Consider the following 22,664-nt stretch of genomic DNA (forward strand, 5'->3'; position numbering starts at 1 on the left):
ATATCATAGTATATTATTTTCGTCAACAAGTTTTTTCGATAAGTTATATCTCTCATTTGCTGACTCTGCCTATTATATAGGCTTTCTTTTCCCTATGCAAGTATTATTATAAAAAAATAAAGAGAGGGAAAATCCCCTCTCTTATTCTTCTGAAGAAACCTCTTCACTCGTTTCTTCCTCTTCATCTTTTTGTGCTTTTGCTACCGTCGCTACCTCTTGGTCTTCCTCTAATCGAATTAGACGAACACCTTGTGTATTACGTCCCATTTGAGAGATTTGATCAACTGGCATACGAATAATAACGCCTGCCGCTGTAATTAACATAATATCTTCTTCACCTGTAACAGATTTAACAGCTACTAATTTACCGTTCTTACCTGTAATGTTACAAGTTTTCAGACCTTTACCACCGCGACTTTGCAGACGGTATTCATCAATCGGTGTACGCTTTCCGTAACCATTTTTCGTTACAATCAGAACATTTACATCCTCTTCGACAATTTCCATACCTACAACTTGATCTTCATCGCCCAACGTAATAGCTTTAACACCTGCAGCATTACGTCCCATAGAACGAACATCTTGTTCATTGAAACGAATTAGCATACCGTTACTTGTCCCGACAATAATATCCTTATCACCCGATGTTAAACGTACAGATATTACCTCATCCTCTTCACGAAGAGAAATTGCAATTAAACCATTTGTACGTATATTTGCAAATGATGAAAGTGGCGTTCTCTTAGAAACCCCTTGTTTTGTCGTAAAGAATAAGAACTGATCGTCACCAAATTCACGAATCGGAATAATAGCGTTAATCCACTCACCCTTATCTACCCCTAATAGGTTAATAATTGGTAGTCCTTTTGCAGTACGACTATACTCTGGAATTTCATATCCTTTCGTACGGTATACTTTACCCTTGTTTGTAAAGAATAAAATATGATCATGAGTAGACGTTGTTAATAAATGTTCAACAAAGTCATCATCATTCGTACCCATTCCTTGCACACCACGTCCCCCACGGTTCTGTGTTTTGTACGTAGAAGCTGGTAACCTCTTAATATAACCGTTATGAGTTAACGTAATCGCAATGTTTTGTTCAGGAATTAAATCTTCATCTTCAATAAATTCCATACCGCCAATCGTAATTTCTGTTCGTCTCTTATCATTGAAACGCTCTTTTACTTCTGTTAATTCTTCACGAATAATCTCAAGAACTTTTTCTTCATCTGCTAAAATCGCTTTTAATTCAGCAATTAACTTCATTAAGTCTTGATATTCTTGCTCAATTTTTTCACGTTCTAATCCAGTTAAGCGTTGCAGACGCATATCTAAAATTGCTTGCGCCTGTTTCTCACTTAAACCAAAACGTTCCATTAAGCCTTGCTTGGCAATATCTGCCGTTTTTGAACTACGAATTAACGTAATAACTTCATCAAGATGATCTAAAGCAATTCGTAATCCTTCTAAAATATGAGCACGTGCTTCTGCTTTTTCTAATTCATAAGCAGTACGTCTACGAATTACTACCTTCTGATGCTCTAAATAATGATATAGATTTTGTTTTAAATTTAGTACTTGTGGCTCCCCATTTACAAGAGACAACATATTAATACCGAAACTTGTTTGAAGCGCTGTATGTTTATATAGATTGTTTAATAGTACGTTTGCATTAGCATCACGACGTACTTCCATGACAATACGCATACCATTACGATCTGATTCATCACGTAAATCTGTAATACCTTCAATTTTCTTATCGCGAACTAATTCTGCGATTTTTTCAATTAATCGTGCCTTATTAACTTGATAAGGTAGTTCAGTTACGATAATAGATTGTTTACCGTTTGACTTCTCTTCAATTTCAACCTTAGCACGAAGCATAATGGAACCGCGACCTGTTTCATAAGCTCTTCGAATTCCACTTCTTCCTAAAATTAAACCTGCCGTCGGAAAGTCTGGACCGGGAATATATTCCATTAATTCCGCGATAGTAATATCAGGATTATGACTTAATGCCAACACACCATCAATTACTTCGCCAAGCTGATGCGGCGGTATATTTGTTGCCATACCAACAGCAATACCTGTTGTACCGTTTACTAATAAATTAGGGAAACGCGCTGGTAGTACTATCGGTTCTCTTTCGGAACCATCATAGTTATCTTGATAATCAATTGTATTTTTTGAAATATCACGTATTAATTCCATAGAAATCTTAGACATTCTTGCCTCTGTATAACGCATTGCAGCTGCTGAATCTCCATCTACAGAACCGAAGTTACCATGCCCATCTACAAGCATATAACGTTGACTAAAATCTTGCGCCATACGTACCATTGTTTCATAAACGGCTGAATCACCATGAGGGTGATACTTACCGATTACTTCACCGACAATACGTGCTGATTTCTTATACGCTTTATCAGCTGTAATTCCTAAATCATTCATCGCATATAAAACCCTACGATGCACAGGTTTTAATCCATCACGAACATCTGGTAATGCACGAGATACGATAACACTCATTGCGTAATCTAAAAATGAGGTACGCATTTCATGACTAATATTAATTTCTCGAATTCGTGCTTGTTGTTGATTGTCTGACATCAACGAGCACCTCCTCTTACATTTCCGTTACACATACATTGATTTATATGTAGAAGACAGGAATACTTAGATTCCTGTCATTACTCATTTAAATATCAAGGTTCTTCACGTATTTTGCATTCTCTTGGATAAAGTTACGACGCGGCTCTACTTTATCTCCCATTAAAATTTCAAATGTTTCGTCTGCTTCAATTGCATCTTGAAGGGAAACTTGAAGTAATGAACGTACTTCTGGATCCATTGTCGTCTCCCATAGCTGAGTTGGATTCATTTCCCCTAGACCTTTATAACGCTGAATCCCTGGCTTAGGTTGGGCCGGTAATTCTGCTAAGATTTTTTCAAGTTCCTTATCGTTGTAAGCATATTGAATTTTTTTACCTTGTTGTATTTTAAACAACGGCGGCTGTGCAATATAGATATAACCACACTCAATTATTTGACGCATATAACGATAGAAGAACGTTAATAATAGGGTACGAATATGTGCACCATCAACATCGGCATCGGTCATAATAATAACCTTATGATAGCGTGCTTTTTCAATATCGAAGTCTCCACCAATATTTGTACCAATCGCCGTAATAATTGTACGAACTTCATCATTTGATAAAATCTTATCTAAGCGTGCCTTTTCCACATTAATAATTTTACCCTTCAGCGGTAAAATTGCTTGGAAATGACGATCGCGTCCTTGTTTTGCAGATCCACCCGCAGAGTCACCCTCTACGATGTAAATTTCACTAATTGCTGGATCTTTCGAAGAGCAATCAGCTAATTTACCAGGTAAACTTGAAACTTCTAACGCACTCTTTCGACGTGTCAATTCACGCGCTTTTTTCGCAGCTACACGTGCACGTGCAGCCATCGTACCTTTTTCTACAATTTTTCGCGCTACATTAGGATTTTCTAGTAAGAACTTTTCAAACGCCTCTGAGAATACAGACTCTGTAATTGTTCTCGCTTCACTATTCCCAAGTTTTGTCTTCGTTTGTCCTTCAAATTGTGGATTTGGATGCTTGATTGATACAATTGCTGTTAAACCTTCACGAACATCCTCACCAGTTAAATTACTGTCCGCATCTTTTAAAATGCTATTTTTACGACCATAGTCGTTGATTACACGAGTTAAAGCTGTTTTAAAACCTACCTCATGTGTACCACCTTCATACGTATGGATGTTATTCGTAAATGAGTAAATATTATTTGTGTATCCCTCGTTATATTGAAGAGAAACCTCAACCTGAATACCATCTTTTGAACCTTCTACGTACACAGGCTCTTCATGAATCGGTTGTTTTGAGCGATTTAAATGCTCAACATATGATTTAATTCCACCTTCGTAATGGAATTCTTTCTTTTGCTTATGTTCACGTTTATCTTCAATTGTTAATTTAATATTGCGATTTAAAAACGCTAATTCACGCATACGAGTTGCTAGCGTATCAAAATCGTATACTGTTGTTTCTTGGAAAATTTCCGGATCTGGTTTAAATCGAGTTATTGTTCCTGTTTGATCTGTGTCACCAATGACTTTTAAATCCGCAACCGGAATACCTCTTTCGTATTTTTGGTAATGGATTTTACCTTCACGATGTACAAATACTTCTAATTCTGTTGATAGAGCATTTACAACCGATGCCCCAACACCATGTAAACCACCAGAAACTTTATAACCGCCACCGCCAAATTTACCACCGGCGTGGAGAACAGTCATAATAACTTCTACAGCTGGACGTCCCATTTTTTCTTGTATACCAACCGGAATACCACGCCCATTATCCGTTACACGAATACTATTATCTTCTTCGATACTAACATTAATTTCATCACAATAACCTGCAAGTGCTTCATCAATACTATTATCTACGATTTCCCACACAAGATGGTGAAGCCCTTTTCCACTTGTAGATCCAATATACATACCAGGGCGTTTCCGAACTGCCTCTAGTCCTTCAAGCACCTGTATCTGACTTTCATCATATGCATTTTCTTGCATTTGCTTTTGTTCCATTGACACAAAGATCACCTACTTTTCCATTTAAACAGGGGTTATTCCCTATCTATTTCACAATCTACAGTGCCGTTCGTTACATGAATTGTTTTCGCTTCTTTTAATGTTTCGTGTTCAATTCCGTCGACACTCGTCGTTGTAACAAATGTTTGCACTTTTCCTTGAATTGTATTTAAAAGATGTGATTGACGATAATCATCTAATTCTGATAAAACATCATCCAACAAAAGGATTGGATATTCTTTAACCTCTGAATAAATCAATTCAATTTCAGCTAATTTTAGGGATAGTGCGGTCGTTCGTTGTTGTCCTTGCGAACCAAAGACTTGAACATTTTTACTATTAACGAAGAATTGTAAATCGTCACGATGAGGACCAATTAAAGTCGTACCACGGAAAATTTCACGTTGTTTCACAGATTGAAAACTTTCATAGTATACTTCTTTTATTTTCGACAAATCCATTGATTCTGATACATCTACACTTGGTTTATAGACAATTTCTAACTCTTCTAATCCACGGCTTATACCTCGATGAATTGGAGCTGCCCATTCCTGTAGCAAATGCAAAAATTCAAAACGTTTTTGCAGTATTTTCGCACCATGCTCAATTAGTTGAAGTGTAAATACATCCAACATCGTTTCCTCATTCTTACTATTCCCTTGCATTTTTTTCAACAAGTGATTTCGTTGCGTGAGCACCTTTTGATATTGACTTAATTCATACAAATATACAGGAGCTATTTGTCCTAATTCCATATCTAAAAAGCGTCTTCTTACTTGAGGGCTTCCTTTTACAAGATTTAAATCTTCTGGGGCAAACATGACAACGTTCATCACGCCAATATATTGACTTAACTTTTGTTGTTCAAGTTGATTTAATTTTGCCTTTTTACCTTTTTTCGAAATATTTAATTCCAAAGACAAAGAATTGTTTCTTTTTTGTAATTTCCCCTTTATTTGACCAAAATCTTCATCCCAGCGGATAAGTTCGCGATCATTAGAGGTTCTATGAGATTTCGCCATCGCTAAAACATAAATAGCTTCCATCAAATTTGTTTTCCCTTGTGCATTTTCGCCGATAATTACATTTACCTTATCTTCAAAGGAAAGCTCTAATTTTTCATAATTGCGATAGTTTTTTAATTGTATTTCTGAAATAAACAAAGGGCTCCCCCTTTATGCCTGAACTTGGAAAGTTCCGCTTCCTGGAATTTCAATAACATCATTCGCATATAGTTTGCGACCTCTTCTATTTTCAAGTTCGTTGTTCACGTACACTTCATATTCTTGTAAAAACCATTTTACAGCGCCACCTGTATCAATTACATCAGCTAACTTTAAAAATTGTCCTAGTGTAATATACTCTGTTGAAATTTTAATACGTTTCATAAAATCGCTCACTTTCTGAAAGTGTTCATTCTTTCATTGTACTAAATAAACTAGCATTAGGAAAGTAATACCCAAAAATCAAATAAGGGCCACTAGCATCTTTAAACTAGCAACCCTTATTCCTTACCTAGTAAGTACGAACCGGTAAAATTAATTGAATAATTGAATCATCATTTACTGTACGAATTAAGAACGGTCTCATTGCCCCAGTAAAGCTAACTTTAATCTCTGTACTATCCAAAGCTTTTAATGCATCCATCATATATTTTGCACTAAAAGATATTTTTAACTCTTCTCCATCTACTTTTTCGCATTGTACTTCTTCGACAACTTTTCCGATTTCTGGTGAATTCGAAGAAATCTCTAGCATTTCTTGCTCTAAAGTTGATAATTTAACAACGTTATTGCGGCCATCTCTTGCTAATAGTGAAGCACGATCAATTGCTTGTAGGAATTCTTTTGTATTTACAAAAATATCCGTTTTACTCTCTGCTGGAATTAAACGTGTCGTATCAGGATAATTTCCTTCTAACAATCTTGAGAAGAATAATAAATGTTTTGTACGGAATAATACTTGATACTCCGTAATAACGATATCTACCATTTCTTCAGACTCATCTAAAATTTTACTTAATTCATTTAAGCTCTTACCTGGAATAACAACATTAGCTTGGAATTCATCTGCAATGTTATGTCCTTCAATTTTTGCTTTTCGAAGTGCCAGTCTATGACTATCTGTTGCAATACAAGTTAACTCGCTGTTATATACCTTCCAGTTTACACCTGTCAAGATCGGTCTTGTTTCAGAAGTAGAAACTGCAAATACAGTTTGTCTGATCATATGCTTAAGTAAATCTGTTGGTATCTTAAATACATGATGTTCTTCAATCTGTGGCAATAACGGATATTCTGCAGAATCTAAACCATTTAAGTTAAACTCTGATTTTCCAGATTTTATTTTTGTCATAAAATGATTTTCTACGGAAATTTCGACAGTGTCTTTAGGTAGTTTTTTTACAATCTCACTAAAATATTTTGCCTGTAAAACAATGCTTCCTGATTGAGCAATTTCTACGATTTCTTTTCCATCTTCTTCGACTGGAATAAACGATTCAATAGAAATATCAGCATCGCTTCCTGTTAATGTAACCCCTTCTTCAGTAGCTACAACTTTAATTCCCGTAAGGATGGGGATTGTTGTACGAGAAGAAACTGCCTTCATTACATCTTGTACACCTCTTACAAGATAGTCTTTTTGTATTGTAAAACGCATAAAGAAAAACCTCCGGTAAGTATAAGATTTTATTTAATTAATAAAGATAAAAAAATAGTAGTAATAGTAATAGGGCTTGTGGATATGTGGATAACCCCTATAAAGGATGTAAAAACAGTCTATCTACATGTGGATAGACTGTGCGTAAAACAAGGTAAGTTATTCACACTATTCAGCTACTACTTTAAAATACCATTAATTTCTTCAACTTGCTTTTGTAATTGCGTATCGGTTTTTAGTAGTTTAGAGATTTTTTCATGGGCATGGATAACTGTTGTATGATCACGTCCACCAAATTCTTCACCTATTTTTGGTAAAGAGGAATCTGTAAGCTCGCGCGATAAATACATTGCAATTTGGCGAGGAAACGCAACTGATTTGGTACGTTTTTTCGCTTTAAAATCTTCTAATTTCACTTGATAAACATCCCCGACAGCTTTTTGAATATCATAAATAGAGATAATTTTTGGCTTAGAATTTGGAATAATATCTTTAAGTGCTTCAGCTGCTAAATCAGCATTAATATCTTTATTAATTAAAGATGAATAAGCTACAACTCGGATAAGTGCACCTTCTAATTCACGAATATTTGAATCAATTTGATTTGCGATATAAAGCATAACTTCATTTGGTATATCAAGCCCTTCAGCTTTTGCTTTTTTGCGTAAAATCGCAATTCGTGTCTCTAAATCTGGCGGCGTAATATCTGTAATAAGCCCCCATTCAAAGCGGGAACGAAGACGATCTTCTAAAGTCGGAATTTCTTTTGGTGGTCGATCACTAGAAATTACAATTTGTTTACTTTCTTCGTGTAATGCATTAAATGTATGGAAAAACTCTTCTTGAGTTTGTTCTTTTCCAGCAAGAAATTGAATATCATCTATCAATAAAACATCTACGTTGCGATATTTATTACGAAAATCAACAGCCTTATTATCACGAATAGAGTTAATAAATTCATTTGTAAATTTTTCTGATGATAAATATACAACTTTTGCATTTGGATTATGTTCAATTACATAATGACCAATTGCGTGCATTAAATGCGTCTTTCCAAGCCCAACTCCCCCGTAAATAAAGAGTGGGTTATACGCTTTAGCTGGCGCCTCGGCTACAGCTAATGAAGCTGCATGGGCAAAACGGTTACCAGAGCCGATAACAAATGTATCAAATGTATATTTTGGATTTAACATGCTCTGTGGTAAATGAGCTGAATCATCTTGTGCTGGATTCGGCTTAACTGGAGGCAGATCAATATCCTCTTCAGCTTGACTTTGAGGAATAATAAAGCGAATTGCTAATTTTGCCCCTGTTAAATCGTATAGTGTTTCTGAAATTAGTTCGGAGTAATGAGATTCTAGCCAGTCACGAGCAAATTCATTTGGAGCTGTAATCGTTAATACGTCTTTCTTCAAGTTATGAGCCGTTGTTGATTTTAACCATGTCTCATAACTAGGCTTGCTTACCTTTTTTTCTAATTCTTTTAAGGCACTATTCCATAAATCAGAGATATTTTCCAAAGGTGTCCCTCCTTTACTAAGATGGTAAAAGAATAAGGTTGCGCAACAAATGTACAACCCAATAAATATAAAATGTATATTTATACGAAACGTATTTTAAAACCTAAAAACGTCGTTTGTATATGAGATAGGGTTTTCGACAAAAAAAGCAAATGTGGACAACTATTTACCCACATGTGATTAAAACTGTCCACATGTTATACACAAACTGTGGATAAAATAAAGGTGTGGAAAACTTATTCAAAGTGAAAACACAACTATAATATCAAAAAAAAGTGGCTATAGCAATGAATTTAAGAAAGTTATCCACAAAATCAATACCTTGTGGAATAAACTTGTCCACAACACGATATACTGTGTAAAAGTGCGAAAAAAGTTTGTGGATATAAAAAACGTGAAAAAACATTTATCCACAAGGAAATATAGGTGCTGTGTAAAAGTATGTGAATAGGTTCAAAATGAATATTTGATGAAAATTTCTAGAACCATTGACATTTTCCTAGTTGATTAACTATAATTTATAGGACTGTCTTTAACAGATATTCCTCAGGGAGGTGTCATATAATGAAAAGAACTTACCAACCAAATAAACGTAAGCGCAGCAAAGTACATGGTTTCCGCAGCCGTATGAGCACAGCGAACGGACGTAAAGTGCTAGCAGCTCGTCGTCGTAAAGGAAGAAAAGTATTATCTGCGTAGACCACTGATCGTTCAGTGGTCTTTTTTTCTAATAATAGTGAATTTCCGCTGATGAAATACAGGAGTGTCAATTGATATGAAGAAAAAACATCGTATAAAGAAGAATGATGAATTCCAGGCGGTTTTTCAAAAAGGAAAATCAAATGCGAATCGTCAGTTTGTTGTATACCAATTAGATAAAGAAGAACAGCCAAACTTTCGCATCGGCCTTTCTGTTAGCAAGAAAATTGGAAATGCAGTAGTTCGTAATCGAATTAAGCGCATGGTCCGTCAGGCTATTACAGAGTTAAAAGATGAGATAGATTCTGGGAAAGATTTTGTTATAATAGCAAGGAAGCCTTGTGCAGAGATGACATATGAAGAAGTAAAGAAAAGCTTAATTCATGTCTTTAAACGCTCTGGTATGAAAAGAATAAAAAGGTAGCGTAAGGAAATGAATTACACTATATACATACCGATACAAGGAGGAGTAGGCTTTGAAAAAGAAATTAGGTTTACTAGCCATGGTCGTTGCATTAATGGCGATTGCCACCGGTTGTAGTGAAACGGGTCAGCCGATTACATCGAAAAGTACTGGGATTTGGAATGAATATTTCGTATATCCGCTTTCTCAGTTAATCACGTATTTTGCCGACTTATTTAACAGTAATTACGGTTTAGCAATTGTTATTACAACTCTTATCATTCGTTTTGCATTATTACCATTAATGATTAAACAAACGAAGAGTACAAAGGCAATGCAAGCGTTACAACCAGAAATGGTGAAGTTAAAAGAGAAATATAGTTCTAAAGATCAAGCAACACAGCAAAAACTACAACAAGAAATGATGCAGTTATATCAAAAGAATGGTGTAAATCCATTGGCAGGATGTTTACCGATATTTGTTCAGATGCCTATTTTATTCGCGTTTTATCATGCGATTATGAGAACAACAGCAATTAGTGAACATACATTTTTATGGTTTGATTTAGGACAGGCAGATCCGTTCTATATCTTACCAGTTGTTGCGGCAATTACGACATTTATTCAGCAAAAGCTTGCAATGGCAGGAACAGCTGGTCAAAATCCGCAAATGGCAATGATGCTTTGGCTTATGCCGATTATGATTTTAATCTTTGCAATTAACTTCCCAGCCGCATTATCACTTTACTGGGTTGTTGGTAATATCTTTGGTATTGCTCAAATGTACTTTATCAAAGGGCCAGAGATTAAGGCTAACAAAGCTGGAGGCTCAAGCAAGTGAGTATAATTACTGCTAAAGGACAAACAGTCGAGCTGGCAGTAGAGGATGCTTTAAGGCAATTAAACACATCAAAAGATCGAGTAGATATAAATATTGTCGATGAGGGTAAAAGAGGGTTCTTAGGTTTATTTGGGAATCGTCCTGCAGTAGTAGAAGTTGTATTGAAGAAAGATCCAATTCAAGAATGTGAAGAATATTTAAGAAATGTTATTCACGATATGGGTGTGGAAGTTGAGATTAGTAAAATTGTAAAAGGACGCGAAATTGAATTTACAATTTCTGGTGATAATGTAGGTGTTTTAATTGGGAAAAGAGGTAATACATTGAACTCTTTACAGTATTTAACAAAACTTGTCGCGAATCGTAACACGAAGCAGTATATCAGTATTACACTAGATGCTGAAAATTATCGTAGTAAAAGAAAAAGTACGTTAGAATCACTTTCTTATCGATTAGCGAAACAAGTATTTAATACGAAAAAAAGAGTTATTTTAGAACCGATGCCATCTTTTGAACGAAAAATTATTCATCAGGCATTATCAAATCATCAAGGTATCAATACAACTTCTGAAGGAAATGAACCACATCGGCATGTTGTAATATCTCCTAAATGACCGGTTGCTCAAATGAGTGCCGGTTTTTTTGAGCGAAAAATAGATGTGGATAACTAAAAAACACTAAACTTATCCACTGTGAATAAGTTTAGTGTTTTTTACATGGGGATATAATAAAATGAGTTATTCTTCTTTTGTAGATAGGTTCGTTATGGTATCCTAATAATTTAGTGAAAGAAATAATCATGTTGAAATAGAGATAAATAAGCAAGTGAGGTGAAAGGACATGGAATTTGATACAATTGCTGCGATTTCCACAGCGCTTGGAGAGGGTGCAATTGCCATTGTTCGAGTAAGTGGGGATGATGCGGTTGAGAAAGTTGGCCGTATTTTTAAGGGAAAGGATTTAACAGAGGTTCCTTCTCACACTATTCATTATGGTCATATTGTTGATTTAGATACAAATCAAGTTATTGAAGAAGTTATGGTGTCTATTATGCGCGCACCAAGGACTTTTACACGTGAAAATATAGTGGAAATTAACTGTCACGGTGGACTTGTTTCAGTAAATAAAGTATTGCAACTTATTCTAGCACAAGGAGTACGATTGGCAGAACCGGGCGAATTTACAAAACGTGCTTTTTTAAATGGACGTATCGATTTATCACAAGCAGAAGCGGTTATGGATTTGATTCGAGCAAAAACAGATCGTGCGATGAATGTAGCAATTAATCAAATGGAAGGGCGATTATCTAAATTAATTGGTCTTTTGCGTCAAGAAATATTAGAAACATTAGCTCATGTTGAGGTAAATATAGATTATCCAGAATACGATGATGTAGAAGAGATGACACATAATATTTTAATTGAGAAAGCGACGCATGTTCGTTCGGAAATCGAAAAAATATTAGAAACATCAAAACAAGGGAAAATTTTACGTGAAGGTATTGCTACGGCAATTATCGGTAGACCTAACGTTGGGAAATCATCGTTATTAAATAGTCTTGTTCAGGAGAAAAAGGCAATTGTAACTGATATTGCAGGAACAACTCGTGATGTTATTGAAGAGTACGTTAACGTGCGTGGTGTACCTCTTAAACTTATAGATACAGCCGGTATTCGGGAGACAGAAGATATTGTTGAACGAATTGGTGTGGAACGTTCAAAAGAAATGATGAGCCAAGCGGATTTAGTATTAGTTGTTGTAAACTATAGCGAGGCTTTAACAAATGAGGATGAAGATCTATTCCGTGCGGTACAAGGAAAAGAATTTATTGTTATTGTGAATAAGACTGATTTACCGCAAGCGATTGATATGGAACGTGTTACAGAGTTAGCCGCGGGAAATCGTGTTATTACAACATCCTTAATTGAAGAACAAGGAATAGATGAACTCGAAAAGGCAATAGCTGATTTATTCTTTGAAGGAACAATCGATTCTGCAGATATGACATATGTTTCTAATGCGAGACATATTGGATTATTAACACAAGCAGGAAAAACAATCGGTGATGCAGTTGAGGCGATTGAAAATGGTGTACCAATTGATATGGTACAAATTGATTTAACAAGAACGTGGGAAATACTTGGTGAAATTACTGGGGACACAGTGCATGAAAGCTTAATTGACCAGTTGTTCTCTCAATTTTGTTTAGGAAAATAATATAGTGAAGTTGTAGAAAGATAGAGATTATTAGGAGGAATAAACAATGGGATACAATGCCGGTTCATACGATGTCATAGTAATCGGTGCAGGTCATGCAGGATGTGAAGCTGGTCTTGCGGCAGCACGAATGGGCTCAAAAACATTAATGTTAACAATTAACTTGGATATGGTAGCATTCATGCCATGTAACCCTTCTGTTGGTGGACCAGCAAAAGGGATTGTTGTTCGTGAAATTGATGCATTAGGCGGAGAAATGGGACGTAATATTGATAAAACTCATATTCAAATGCGTATGCTAAATACAGGTAAGGGACCAGCCGTACGTGCACTTCGAGCGCAAGCTGATAAATTCTCTTACCAACATGAATTAAAGAAAACAATTGAAGAAACACCAAACTTAACGTTGTTCCAAGGAATGGTAGAGCGTTTAATCGTTGAAGAAGGTGTATGTAAAGGGGTAGTTACACAAGCTGGTGCAGAATATACAGCAAAGACAGTTGTAATTACAACTGGAACATTTTTACGCGGCGAGATTATCATGGGCGACTTAAAATATTCAAGTGGTCCAAATAATCAGCAACCGTCTATTACATTATCTGAGCATTTAGAGGAGCTTGGATTTGATCTTGTGAGATTTAAAACAGGGACACCTCCTCGTGTAAACAGTAATACAATTGACTACAGTAAAACAGAAATTCAACCAGGTGATGATAAGCCACGTGCATTCTCTTTTGAAACAACGAAATTTATTATGGATCAAATTCCATGTTGGTTGACATATACAAGTACAGAAACACACCGTTTAATAGATGAAAATTTACATCGTTCAGCTATGTATTCTGGTATGATTAAAGGAACAGGTCCTAGATACTGTCCTTCTATTGAAGACAAAGTAGTAAGATTTAATGATAAACCACGTCATCAAATTTTCTTAGAGCCAGAAGGGCGTAATACACAAGAAGTATATGTACAAGGTTTATCCACAAGCTTGCCAGAAGATGTACAACGTGACATGCTTAGAACAATTCCAGGCCTAGAAAATGTTGAAATGATGCGTACAGGTTATGCAATTGAATATGATGCAATTGTGCCAACACAACTATGGCCAACACTTGAAACGAAAAAGATTAAAAATTTATATACAGCAGGACAAATTAATGGAACTTCTGGTTACGAAGAGGCGGCCGGACAAGGGCTTATGGCTGGAATTAATGCAGCATGCCGTTCTTTAGGTAAAGAAGAAGTTGTTTTAGGTCGCGAGGATGCTTATATTGGCGTCTTAATTGATGATCTTGTAACGAAAGGTACAAATGAACCATATCGTTTATTAACGTCTCGTGCAGAATACCGTCTATTATTACGCCACGATAATGCTGATCTTCGTTTAACTGAAGTTGGTCGTAAAATTGGATTAATTAAAGAAGAGCGCTATGAGCGATTTACAAATAAAAAATTACAAATTGAACAGGAAAAGGAACGTTTAAGCAGCATTATTATTAAACCACGTCCTGAAGTTCAAGAATTAATTCGCAATATTGGCGGAAGTGAATTGAAAGATGGAATACGTGCAAGTGACTTATTACGTCGTCCAGAGATGACATATGAGCATATTCATCTTTTAGTACCAAGTGAAGTAGAATTAAGTGATGAAGTTAAAGAACAAGTTGAAATTCAGATTAAGTATGAAGGATATATTGAAAAATCTTTACAGCAAGTAGAGCGTATGAAGAAAATGGAGAATAAAAAAATCCCTGTAGATATTGATTATGATGCGATTTCTAGCATTGCTTCAGAAGCTAGACAGAAATTGAAAGATGTTCGTCCACTTTCAATGGGGCAGGCTTCACGTATTTCTGGCGTAAATCCAGCGGATATTTCCATTTTACTTGTGTATATAGAACAAGGAAAAATTGCACGCGTATCGAACCAATAAATAGTAAGGAGATATTGCTAGATGAACATAGAACAATTTCAATCTATGCTAGAAGAGAAGGGAATCACCCTCTCTTCTAGACAGTTAGAGCAGTTCAAAATCTACTTTGAAACATTAGTAGAGTGGAATGAAAAAATGAACTTAACGGCTATTACAGAAAAAGAAGAAGTATATTTAAAACACTTTTTTGATTCCATTACAGCTGCTTTTTATTATGATTTTTCAAAACCATTCTCAATTTGCGATGTTGGTGCAGGGGCTGGATTCCCAAGTATTCCTTTAAAAATTTGTTTCCCGCATTTAAAAGTAACAATTGTAGATTCGTTGCAAAAACGTATTAATTTCTTAAATCACTTAGCACAAAAGTTAGAATTAAGTGATGTTGCATTTTGTCACGATCGTGCTGAAACGTTTGGGAAAAAAGAAGGTGTACGTGAATCATACGATATTGTAATGGCACGTGCAGTTGCGCGTCTTTCTGTATTAAGTGAGCTATGTTTACCGCTTGTAAAAGTTGGAGGAACATTCATTGCAATGAAAGGTGCAGCAGCAAACGAAGAAATTGAAAATGGCAAGTATGCTTTAGAGGTGCTAGGCGGAGAGTTAAAAGAGATGTCTACGTTTCAATTACCGTTTGAAGAGAGTGAACGTAATATTTTATTAATCGAGAAAAAGCGCAAGACACCAAAGAAATATCCACGCAAACCGGGAACACCCAATAAATTACCTATTGAAAAATAAATCTTATTAGACGTAAGATTAAATTATATAAATGAAAACGTAAATGTTTCATAGGAAACATTTTATGGAGAATAGTCAATAGGCCTAAAAGGTGGTGGAATATGTATGAAAAATACGTTTTCTCGTTTATTTGGCTTTGGAGATAAAGAGAGCGAATTCGAATTACAAGACGAAAGCCATGAAGAGATAGATAAAAAGGTATATGAAGAAATACAAGAAATTCCGATAGTAAATATTACCCCTAACCGTTATCAACCAAGAACAGTTTTTGATGATGCGCGTATTGATGAGCTAGCATTAACAATTCGTACACATGGACTTATTCAGCCGATTGTTGTAAGGCAATATGAGGATGATAAGTACGAGATTATTGCTGGAGAACGACGTTTTCGCGCGGCAACAAAGTTAGGTTGGGAAAAGGTTCCTGCAATTATAAAGAACTTAAATGATACAGAGACAGCTTCTGTAGCTTTAATTGAAAACTTGCAACGTGAGGAACTAACGGCAATCGAGGAAGCTGTGGCATATCAAAAGCTGATTGAGTTACATAATTTAACACAAGAAGCATTGGCACAACGACTTGGAAAAGGACAATCTACAATCGCAAATAAGTTGCGATTGTTAAAGTTGCCTGAAGAAATAAAAAGTGCATTATTAGAAAAAAGCATTACAGAACGTCACGCCCGCGCTCTCATTCCTTTAAAAAATGAGGAATTACAACTGAAGGTTTTACAGGAAATTGTGGAGAAACAACTAAATGTAAAGCAAACAGAAGAACGAATTGCGAAGTTACTAGAGGAAGCGAAACCGAAGCGTAAGGCAAAGCAAAAAGCAGTAAGTCGAGATACGAGGATTGCTATGAATACAATTAGACAATCTTTACAAATGGTTACTGAAAGTGGTTTGAATGTTAATTCTGAGGAAGAAGAATTTGATGAGTACTATCAAATTACAATTAAAATTCCAAAGAAAAAATAATAATGACGTGCTAGAGACCTTATCCTATTGGAGAGGTCTCTTTTACTATATTTTCTTGTTAAATGAAGAAGGAGTTTAGAAATAAATTTTGAAGTTTAATAAAGGACGTAAAAGAAAAAGTTTTATTTCATGTTACAATAAACGTAATTGTTACTAGAATAAGATAGAAAGGTTGAAAGTAGGTGACATCATGGGAAAAATCATTGCTATTGCTAATCAAAAAGGCGGTGTTGGAAAAACAACAACATCTGTTAATTTAGGGGCTGGATTGGCGCAAGTAGGTAAAAAAGTCCTTCTTGTAGATATTGATGCTCAAGGAAATGCAACGACTGGTGTGGGAATTGAAAAATCTGAATTAGATCAATGTATTTACAACGTTCTTGTGGAAGATGCAGATGTTCAAGGGGTTATACAGAAAACCGCAACTGAAAACTTAGATGTTCTACCCGCTACAATTCAATTGGCTGGTGCTGAAATTGAATTGGTACCGACTATTTCCCGGGAAGTACGTTTGCAAAGAGCATTACAGCCAGTTCGTGATGAATATGACTATATTATTATCGACTGTCCCCCATCTTTAGGGTTATTAACGATTAATGCATTAACAGCAGCAGATTCTGTTATTATTCCTGTACAGTGTGAATATTACGCACTAGAAGGGTTAAGTCAGCTATTAAATACAGTTCGACTTGTACAAAAACATTTAAATAAAAATTTAGCAATTCAAGGTGTATTGTTAACAATGTTGGATGCCCGTACAAATTTAGGGATCCAAGTTATAGATGAAGTGAAAAAGTATTTTAGGGATAAAGTATATCGCTCGATTATTCCGCGTAATGTACGCTTGAGCGAGGCTCCAAGTCATGGGAAACCTATTATGCAGTATGACGCTAAATCAAGAGGAGCAGAAGTATATATAGATTTAGCAGAGGAAGTGATTGCAGGTGGCTAAAGGATTAGGAAGAGGAATTAATGTGTTTTTTCCTGATTTAGATGTGAAAGAAGAGGAAACAATTCAGGAGATTCTTGTAACTGAATTAAGGCCGAATCCATATCAACCGCGTAAACACTTTAATAAAGAGGCGATTCAGGAATTAGCAATTTCGATTAAGGAACACGGTATTCTACAACCATTAATTGCTAGGAAGAGTATTAAAGGATATGAAATTGTTGCAGGTGAAAGACGATTTCGTGCTGCAAAAGAGGCTGGTTTAGAAAAAGTACCTGCGGTTGTAAGACAATTAACTGAACAGCAAATGATGGAATTTGCTTTGTTAGAAAACTTACAACGAGAAGATTTAAATCCTATGGAAGAGGCAATGGCATACCAGATGTTAATGAATGAGCTAAATGTAACGCAAGAACAATTAGCGAAACGTCTTGGTAAAAGCAGACCTTACATTGCAAATTATACTAGGTTATTAAGCCTACCTTCTTTCGTACAAGATATGATTGCAAATGGTCAACTTTCAATGGCGCATGGGAGAACTTTACTTACGATAAAAAATGAAGAACAATTGAAGTCCTTATTGAAACGCATTGAAAAAGAAGGATTAAATGTTCGTCAATTAGAGAAAATCGTCCAAGAGATTAATCAACACGTTTCACGTGAAACAAAAAAAGTGAAAAAAGAGCGAAATATATTTTTCGTAGAACGTGAAACGTTCTTAAGAGAAAAGTTTGGCACAGATGTGAAAATTAAAGAGACGAAAAAAGAAAAAGGTAAAATCGAAATTGAATTTTTTAATAAAGAAGATTTAAATCGTATTTTAGAACTATTAGCACAGAAAAATTAAAAAGCAAACCATCTTATTATTTATAGATGGTTTGCTTTTTTTAATGCGGATAATTTTTGATCCGTCTCTTTTATACTTTGTGCGATTACATCAGCCATTTTCATGACTAAACTTAATCTTGTATTTTGAAGAACGAAAAACTCCATAAACCCATTTAGATTGACGATACCGTGTATGTGCAAATCACCAACTGCAGGTAATTTCTTATTCATGGCAGCTCCAGGTTTACTAGGTCCCTTTCCAGTAGTGATTGATCCGATATTTTGGGACTTTCCTAAACATGCATCAACAGCAATTATAAATGCAGTAGGATATTCTTTCTGTATATTCTGAATTTTCTCTTCTAAATTTAGCGCATGTACTGGCTCATCTAGTGTACCGAATACTTGGAGGTTTTGGATGTCTATTTGTTCAAGTTTTGTACCAACTAATGGGCCGAGTGCGTCACCTGTAGAGCGATCTGTGCCGATACAAACGAGAATGAGTGGTATATTAGTTTTAATAGGAATATGGGTAAGTAAGAAATTACTGATTATCTCGGAGGCTTCTAGATCTTGGTGCATAACGTTTTGAGTTTCTTTCTCAAAAAATGGTAAGCGAAAACTTCCAATATTCATGAAGCACCCATCCTTTTAATAAATTTTCAATATATGTTATATGGTGAGGAAAATGGAAAATTATAAGTGCATAATTTTTGCAAAATGTGAATGAAAACGGAAATAATAGTACTAGTATATATATATTCGTTCCATTTTATACCTGGATGTCGGGGATAAAATAGGATTAAAATCATAAAATTTTTTCAGCAATTAGGGGACTTCTGATACAATAATAAGGGTAACTAAAAAGAAATTTTAGCTAGAGAGGTAGAGGTACATGGATTTATTAGCGAAGTGGTTTAATTCTATGAAACAGTATTTATTAGATGCTGATCGTTGGGCTCATATTGGAGTTGCGACATTAAAAATATGTATTATTTTAACAATTGGTGCAGTTGTTGTGCGAATTGCAAGAGCGGTTGTACGAAATGCGTTTCGCATGGGAAGTCGTTCTCCAATTCAAATTTCAGAACGTCGTACAGTTACAGTAGCGAAATTACTTGAAAATATTGTAGCATACGTTGTTATGTTCATTATGCTAATTGCTATTTTAGGTGTGTTTGATATTAATGCATCAGGTTTATTAGCGGGTGCTGGGGTAATTGGTTTAGCAGTCGGATTTGGTGCTCAAAGTTTAGTGAAAGATGTTATTACAGGTTTATTTATTTTGTTAGAAGATCAGTTTTCGGTTGGCGATTATGTTAAAATCGGTCAATTTGAAGGAGTCGTTTTAGAAATTGGACTTCGTACAACGAAAGTAAAGAGTTGGACAGGTGAAATTCATACTTTACCAAATGGAAGTATTGTTCAAGTTACTAACTACTCAGTTAGTAATAGTGTAGCGTTTGTTGATGTATCTATTTCATATGAGGCTGATATTGCGAAAGCAGAGCAAGTTATTGAAGATTTATTAGTAGAATTACCTTCAAAGTACGAAAAAATGGTAACAACACCTCAATTATTAGGTGTGCAAACATTAGCTGCATCAGAAGTTATATTACGTGTTATTGCTGAAGTAGAACCGATGCAACATGCAGTTATTGCAAGGGCACTTCGTAAAGAGATTAAAAATCGTCTTGATTTACATGGAATTGAAATTCCATATCCACGTATGGTTTTATATAATCGTGAAGAATTAGTTAGTGGAAAAGCAATTTAGTATGGAGAGGAGTTTGGAGAGTGGAGCAAAAGGAATATAACTTGTATGATGTTGTGGAAATGAAGAAAGCCCATCCATGTGGCGAGAATCGTTGGAAAATTATTCGTATGGGAATGGATATCCGCATTAAGTGCGAGGGGTGTGACCATTCAGTAATGATTCCTCGAAGAGAGTTTGATCGTAAGGTGAAAAAAATACTTGTGAAGCACGAAGAATAGAGGGAGAGTAACAGTTACAGTAGGTAACTGTTACTTTTTTTCGTTTGGCGGAAACTTGTCATTTTTTTCGTTACTATCTATAATGATGAAAGATTGAGACATAGGAGTGAAAAATATGGGATTAACGGCTGGGATTGTTGGATTACCTAACGTAGGGAAGTCCACTTTATTTAATGCAATTACACAAGCAGGAGCAGAATCTGCGAACTATCCATTCTGTACAATTGATCCAAACGTAGGGATTGTAGAAGTACCAGATGAGCGTTTAAATAAATTAACGGAATTAGTAGAACCGAAAAAGACTGTTCCGACTGTATTCGAGTTTACTGATATTGCAGGTATCGTAAAAGGTGCTAGTAAAGGTGAAGGTTTAGGAAATAAATTCTTATCTCATATTCGTCAAGTAGATGCAATTTGCCAAGTTGTTCGTTGTTTTGAAGACGAAAATATTACGCACGTTTCAGGGAAAGTAGATCCAATTGATGATATTGAAACAATCAATTTAGAGCTAATTTTAGCGGACTTAGAGTCTGTTGATAAGCGTATCGAGCGTGTTGCGAAATTAGCAAGACAAAAAGATAAAGAAGCGGTATATGAGCATGAAATTTTAGTTCGTTTAAAAGAAGCTTTTGAAGAGGGAAAACCGGCTCGTACTGTTGAATTTACAGAAGAGCAGATGAAGGTTGTTAAAGGCCTTCATTTACTTACAACAAAAGAAATGTTATACGTAGCGAATGTAAGTGAAGACGATGTTATCGATCCTTCGGAAAATAAATACGTACAAAGGGTAAAAGAATTTGCAGCAAATGAAAATTCTCAAGTAATCGTTGTATGTGCAAAAATCGAATCAGAAATCGCTGAATTAGACGAAGAAGAGAAAAAAGTATTCCTTGAAGAATTAGGAATTGAAGAGTCTGGTTTAGATCAATTAATTCGTGCAGCATATGACCTATTAGGACTTGCTACTTACTTTACAGCTGGCGTTCAAGAAGTACGTGCTTGGACATTTAAACAAGGAATGAAGGCACCGCAATGTGCTGGTGTTATTCATACAGACTTTGAGCGTGGATTTATTCGTGCAGAAACAGTTTCTTACGATGACTTAATGACAAACGGTTCTATGACAGCTGCAAAAGAAGCTGGAAAAGTACGTTTAGAAGGAAAAGAATATATCGTAAAAGACGGAGATGTTATGCACTTCCGTTTTAACGTTTAATTTAATATTTCCTAGGAAAAATAAAGATATGAGCTTGGCAAATATATTATATGTTTGCCAAGTTTTTTATGTATTGGTGAGTTGATTCATATAACTTACTATGATATAATCTAAACTCGTGAGTAATTACTATAAATTAATTGCTCCTTGCCCATTACGGGCCGTTTAGACCAAAAGGAGGTGAAAGTGTAATGAGAAAGTACGAAATTATGTACATCATTCGTCCTGGCGTTGAAGAAGAAGCTCAAAAAGCTTTAGTTGAACGTTTTGCAGGTGTTTTAACAAACAATGGTGCAGAAATCATTAACACGAAAGAGTGGGGTAAGCGTCGTTTAGCTTACGAAATCAACGACTTACGTGAAGGTTTCTACATGATCTTAAACGTGAAATCTAACGCAGAAGCGATTAATGAATTCGACCGTTTAGCTAAGATCAACGAAGACATCCTTCGTCATATCGTTGTTAAAGAAGAAGAAAAATAATTGATATATAAGGGAGAGTGGTTCGATTGATGAATCGTGTTATCCTCGTTGGTCGTTTAACTAAGGACCCTGACTTACGTTACACGCCCAATGGTGTTGCAGTAGCTACTTTTACGTTAGCTGTGAATCGCGCATTTGCCAATCAACAAGGTGAGCGTGAAGCTGACTTTATTAATTGTGTAATATGGCGTAAACAAGCAGAAAACGTAGCAAATTATTTGAAAAAAGGTAGCTTAGCAGGCGTAGATGGACGTCTTCAAACTCGTAATTATGAGGGACAAGATGGTAAACGTGTATACGTAACAGAAGTTCTTGCGGAAAGCGTGCAATTTTTAGAGCCGCGTAATGGCGGTGGGGAGCAACGTGGTTCATTTAATCAGCAACCATCAGGAGCTGGTTTCGGTAACCAAGGCTCTAACCCATTTGGTCAATCTAGTAATTCAGGTAACCAAGGTAACTCTGGATTTACGAAGAATGACGATCCATTTTCAAATGTAGGTCAACCGATCGACATTTCCGACGACGATTTACCGTTCTAATACAGTAAATTTGTTAGTTTTAACAAAGAATG

Annotated in this window: 22 protein-coding genes; 15 read left to right on the forward strand and 7 right to left on the reverse strand. The window is 35.6% G+C overall.

Annotated features, from left to right (window positions below; translation table 11 throughout):
* Positions 1-141: 141 nt before the first annotated feature.
* The 6 genes from gyrA to dnaA all read right to left on the reverse strand — a co-directional run bounded on the left by gyrA (position 142) and on the right by dnaA (position 8,808).
* On the reverse strand, positions 142-2,613 hold the full coding sequence (gene gyrA, locus ACQGS6_RS04465) for a DNA gyrase subunit A (protein WP_426964925.1): 2,472 nt from the start codon (positions 2,611-2,613) through the stop codon (positions 142-144).
* An 88-nt stretch (positions 2,614-2,701) separates the two neighbouring features.
* On the reverse strand, positions 2,702-4,624 hold the full coding sequence (gene gyrB / locus ACQGS6_RS04470) for a DNA topoisomerase (ATP-hydrolyzing) subunit B (protein ID WP_000435982.1): 1,923 nt from the start codon (positions 4,622-4,624) through the stop codon (positions 2,702-2,704).
* 38 nt (positions 4,625-4,662) lie between these two features.
* The gene (gene recF / locus ACQGS6_RS04475) at positions 4,663-5,790 is read right to left on the reverse strand and encodes a DNA replication/repair protein RecF (protein WP_000470740.1); all 1,128 of its coding nucleotides are present in this window, start codon (positions 5,788-5,790) and stop codon (positions 4,663-4,665) included.
* A gap of 12 nt (positions 5,791-5,802) precedes the next feature.
* Entirely contained in the window at positions 5,803-6,015 is a 213-nt protein-coding gene (yaaA, locus tag ACQGS6_RS04480; RefSeq protein WP_000821364.1) for a S4 domain-containing protein YaaA, read from the reverse strand.
* A 127-nt stretch (positions 6,016-6,142) separates the two neighbouring features.
* Positions 6,143-7,288, reverse strand: a complete 1,146-nt coding sequence (gene dnaN / locus ACQGS6_RS04485) for a DNA polymerase III subunit beta (protein ID WP_001212884.1) — start codon at positions 7,286-7,288, stop codon at positions 6,143-6,145.
* Positions 7,289-7,467: 179 nt separating this feature from the next.
* The gene (gene dnaA, locus ACQGS6_RS04490; protein WP_000428017.1) at positions 7,468-8,808 is read right to left on the reverse strand and encodes a chromosomal replication initiator protein DnaA; all 1,341 of its coding nucleotides are present in this window, start codon (positions 8,806-8,808) and stop codon (positions 7,468-7,470) included.
* 564 nt (positions 8,809-9,372) lie between these two features.
* Here dnaA and rpmH point away from each other — a divergent pair.
* The 10 genes from rpmH to spo0J all read left to right on the forward strand — a co-directional run bounded on the left by rpmH (position 9,373) and on the right by spo0J (position 18,419).
* Positions 9,373-9,507 carry a 50S ribosomal protein L34 gene (gene rpmH / locus ACQGS6_RS04495; protein ID WP_000831901.1) on the forward strand — a complete coding sequence of 45 codons (135 nt, stop codon included), beginning with the start codon at positions 9,373-9,375 and terminating at the stop codon, positions 9,505-9,507.
* A 76-nt stretch (positions 9,508-9,583) separates the two neighbouring features.
* Entirely contained in the window at positions 9,584-9,931 is a 348-nt protein-coding gene (gene rnpA / locus ACQGS6_RS04500; protein ID WP_000726622.1) for a ribonuclease P protein component, read from the forward strand.
* 52 nt (positions 9,932-9,983) lie between these two features.
* On the forward strand, positions 9,984-10,751 hold the full coding sequence (gene spoIIIJ / locus ACQGS6_RS04505) for a YidC family membrane integrase SpoIIIJ (RefSeq protein WP_000727740.1): 768 nt from the start codon (positions 9,984-9,986) through the stop codon (positions 10,749-10,751).
* On the forward strand, positions 10,748-11,365 hold the full coding sequence (jag, locus tag ACQGS6_RS04510; RefSeq protein WP_326318387.1) for an RNA-binding cell elongation regulator Jag/EloR: 618 nt from the start codon (positions 10,748-10,750) through the stop codon (positions 11,363-11,365). The genes spoIIIJ and jag overlap by 4 nt, the downstream gene beginning before the upstream one ends.
* Positions 11,366-11,591: 226 nt before the next feature.
* Complete coding sequence (gene mnmE / locus ACQGS6_RS04515; RefSeq protein WP_326318388.1) at positions 11,592-12,968, forward strand: tRNA uridine-5-carboxymethylaminomethyl(34) synthesis GTPase MnmE; 1,377 nt, start codon at positions 11,592-11,594, stop codon at positions 12,966-12,968.
* 46 nt (positions 12,969-13,014) lie between these two features.
* Positions 13,015-14,904, forward strand: a complete 1,890-nt coding sequence (mnmG, locus tag ACQGS6_RS04520; protein WP_000541055.1) for a tRNA uridine-5-carboxymethylaminomethyl(34) synthesis enzyme MnmG — start codon at positions 13,015-13,017, stop codon at positions 14,902-14,904.
* 21 nt (positions 14,905-14,925) lie between these two features.
* Complete coding sequence (rsmG, locus tag ACQGS6_RS04525) at positions 14,926-15,645, forward strand: 16S rRNA (guanine(527)-N(7))-methyltransferase RsmG (protein ID WP_001019628.1); 720 nt, start codon at positions 14,926-14,928, stop codon at positions 15,643-15,645.
* A gap of 105 nt (positions 15,646-15,750) precedes the next feature.
* A complete protein-coding gene (gene noc, locus ACQGS6_RS04530; protein WP_000799016.1) occupies positions 15,751-16,623 on the forward strand; it encodes a nucleoid occlusion protein in 873 nt (290 codons plus the stop codon).
* Positions 16,624-16,813: 190 nt separating this feature from the next.
* Positions 16,814-17,575, forward strand: a complete 762-nt coding sequence (soj, locus tag ACQGS6_RS04535) for a sporulation initiation inhibitor protein Soj (RefSeq protein ID WP_000516114.1) — start codon at positions 16,814-16,816, stop codon at positions 17,573-17,575.
* Positions 17,568-18,419, forward strand: a complete 852-nt coding sequence (spo0J, locus tag ACQGS6_RS04540; protein WP_080473669.1) for a stage 0 sporulation protein Spo0J — start codon at positions 17,568-17,570, stop codon at positions 18,417-18,419. Before soj ends, spo0J begins: the two co-directional genes overlap by 8 nt.
* 20 nt (positions 18,420-18,439) lie before the next feature.
* On the opposite strand, the gene yyaC is transcribed toward spo0J, so the two are convergent.
* Entirely contained in the window at positions 18,440-19,036 is a 597-nt protein-coding gene (gene yyaC, locus ACQGS6_RS04545; protein WP_001020715.1) for a spore protease YyaC, read from the reverse strand.
* Between the two features lie 259 nt (positions 19,037-19,295).
* Here yyaC and ACQGS6_RS04550 point away from each other — a divergent pair, with 259 nt between their 5' ends.
* The 5 genes from ACQGS6_RS04550 to ssb all read left to right on the forward strand — a co-directional run bounded on the left by ACQGS6_RS04550 (position 19,296) and on the right by ssb (position 22,632).
* Positions 19,296-20,177, forward strand: coding sequence for a mechanosensitive ion channel family protein (locus ACQGS6_RS04550; RefSeq protein WP_000364815.1), 882 nt, complete (start codon positions 19,296-19,298; stop codon positions 20,175-20,177).
* A gap of 20 nt (positions 20,178-20,197) precedes the next feature.
* Positions 20,198-20,395 carry a DUF951 domain-containing protein gene (locus tag ACQGS6_RS04555; protein ID WP_000435485.1) on the forward strand — a complete coding sequence of 66 codons (198 nt, stop codon included), beginning with the start codon at positions 20,198-20,200 and terminating at the stop codon, positions 20,393-20,395.
* 115 nt (positions 20,396-20,510) lie between these two features.
* Positions 20,511-21,611 (forward strand): redox-regulated ATPase YchF, encoded by a 1,101-nt coding sequence (gene ychF / locus ACQGS6_RS04560; protein WP_426964926.1) that lies wholly within the window; start codon positions 20,511-20,513, stop codon positions 21,609-21,611.
* A gap of 191 nt (positions 21,612-21,802) precedes the next feature.
* Entirely contained in the window at positions 21,803-22,093 is a 291-nt protein-coding gene (gene rpsF, locus ACQGS6_RS04565; RefSeq protein ID WP_001233778.1) for a 30S ribosomal protein S6, read from the forward strand.
* A 26-nt stretch (positions 22,094-22,119) separates the two neighbouring features.
* Positions 22,120-22,632: a single-stranded DNA-binding protein gene (gene ssb / locus ACQGS6_RS04570; RefSeq protein ID WP_000981966.1), complete on the forward strand. Its 513-nt coding sequence runs from the start codon at positions 22,120-22,122 to the stop codon at positions 22,630-22,632.
* Positions 22,633-22,664: the final 32 nt, after the last annotated feature.

This window comes from Bacillus sp. GMs2/2 (assembly GCF_050172095.1).
Taxonomy (GTDB): Bacteria; Bacillota; Bacilli; order Bacillales; family Bacillaceae_G; genus Bacillus_A; species Bacillus_A cereus.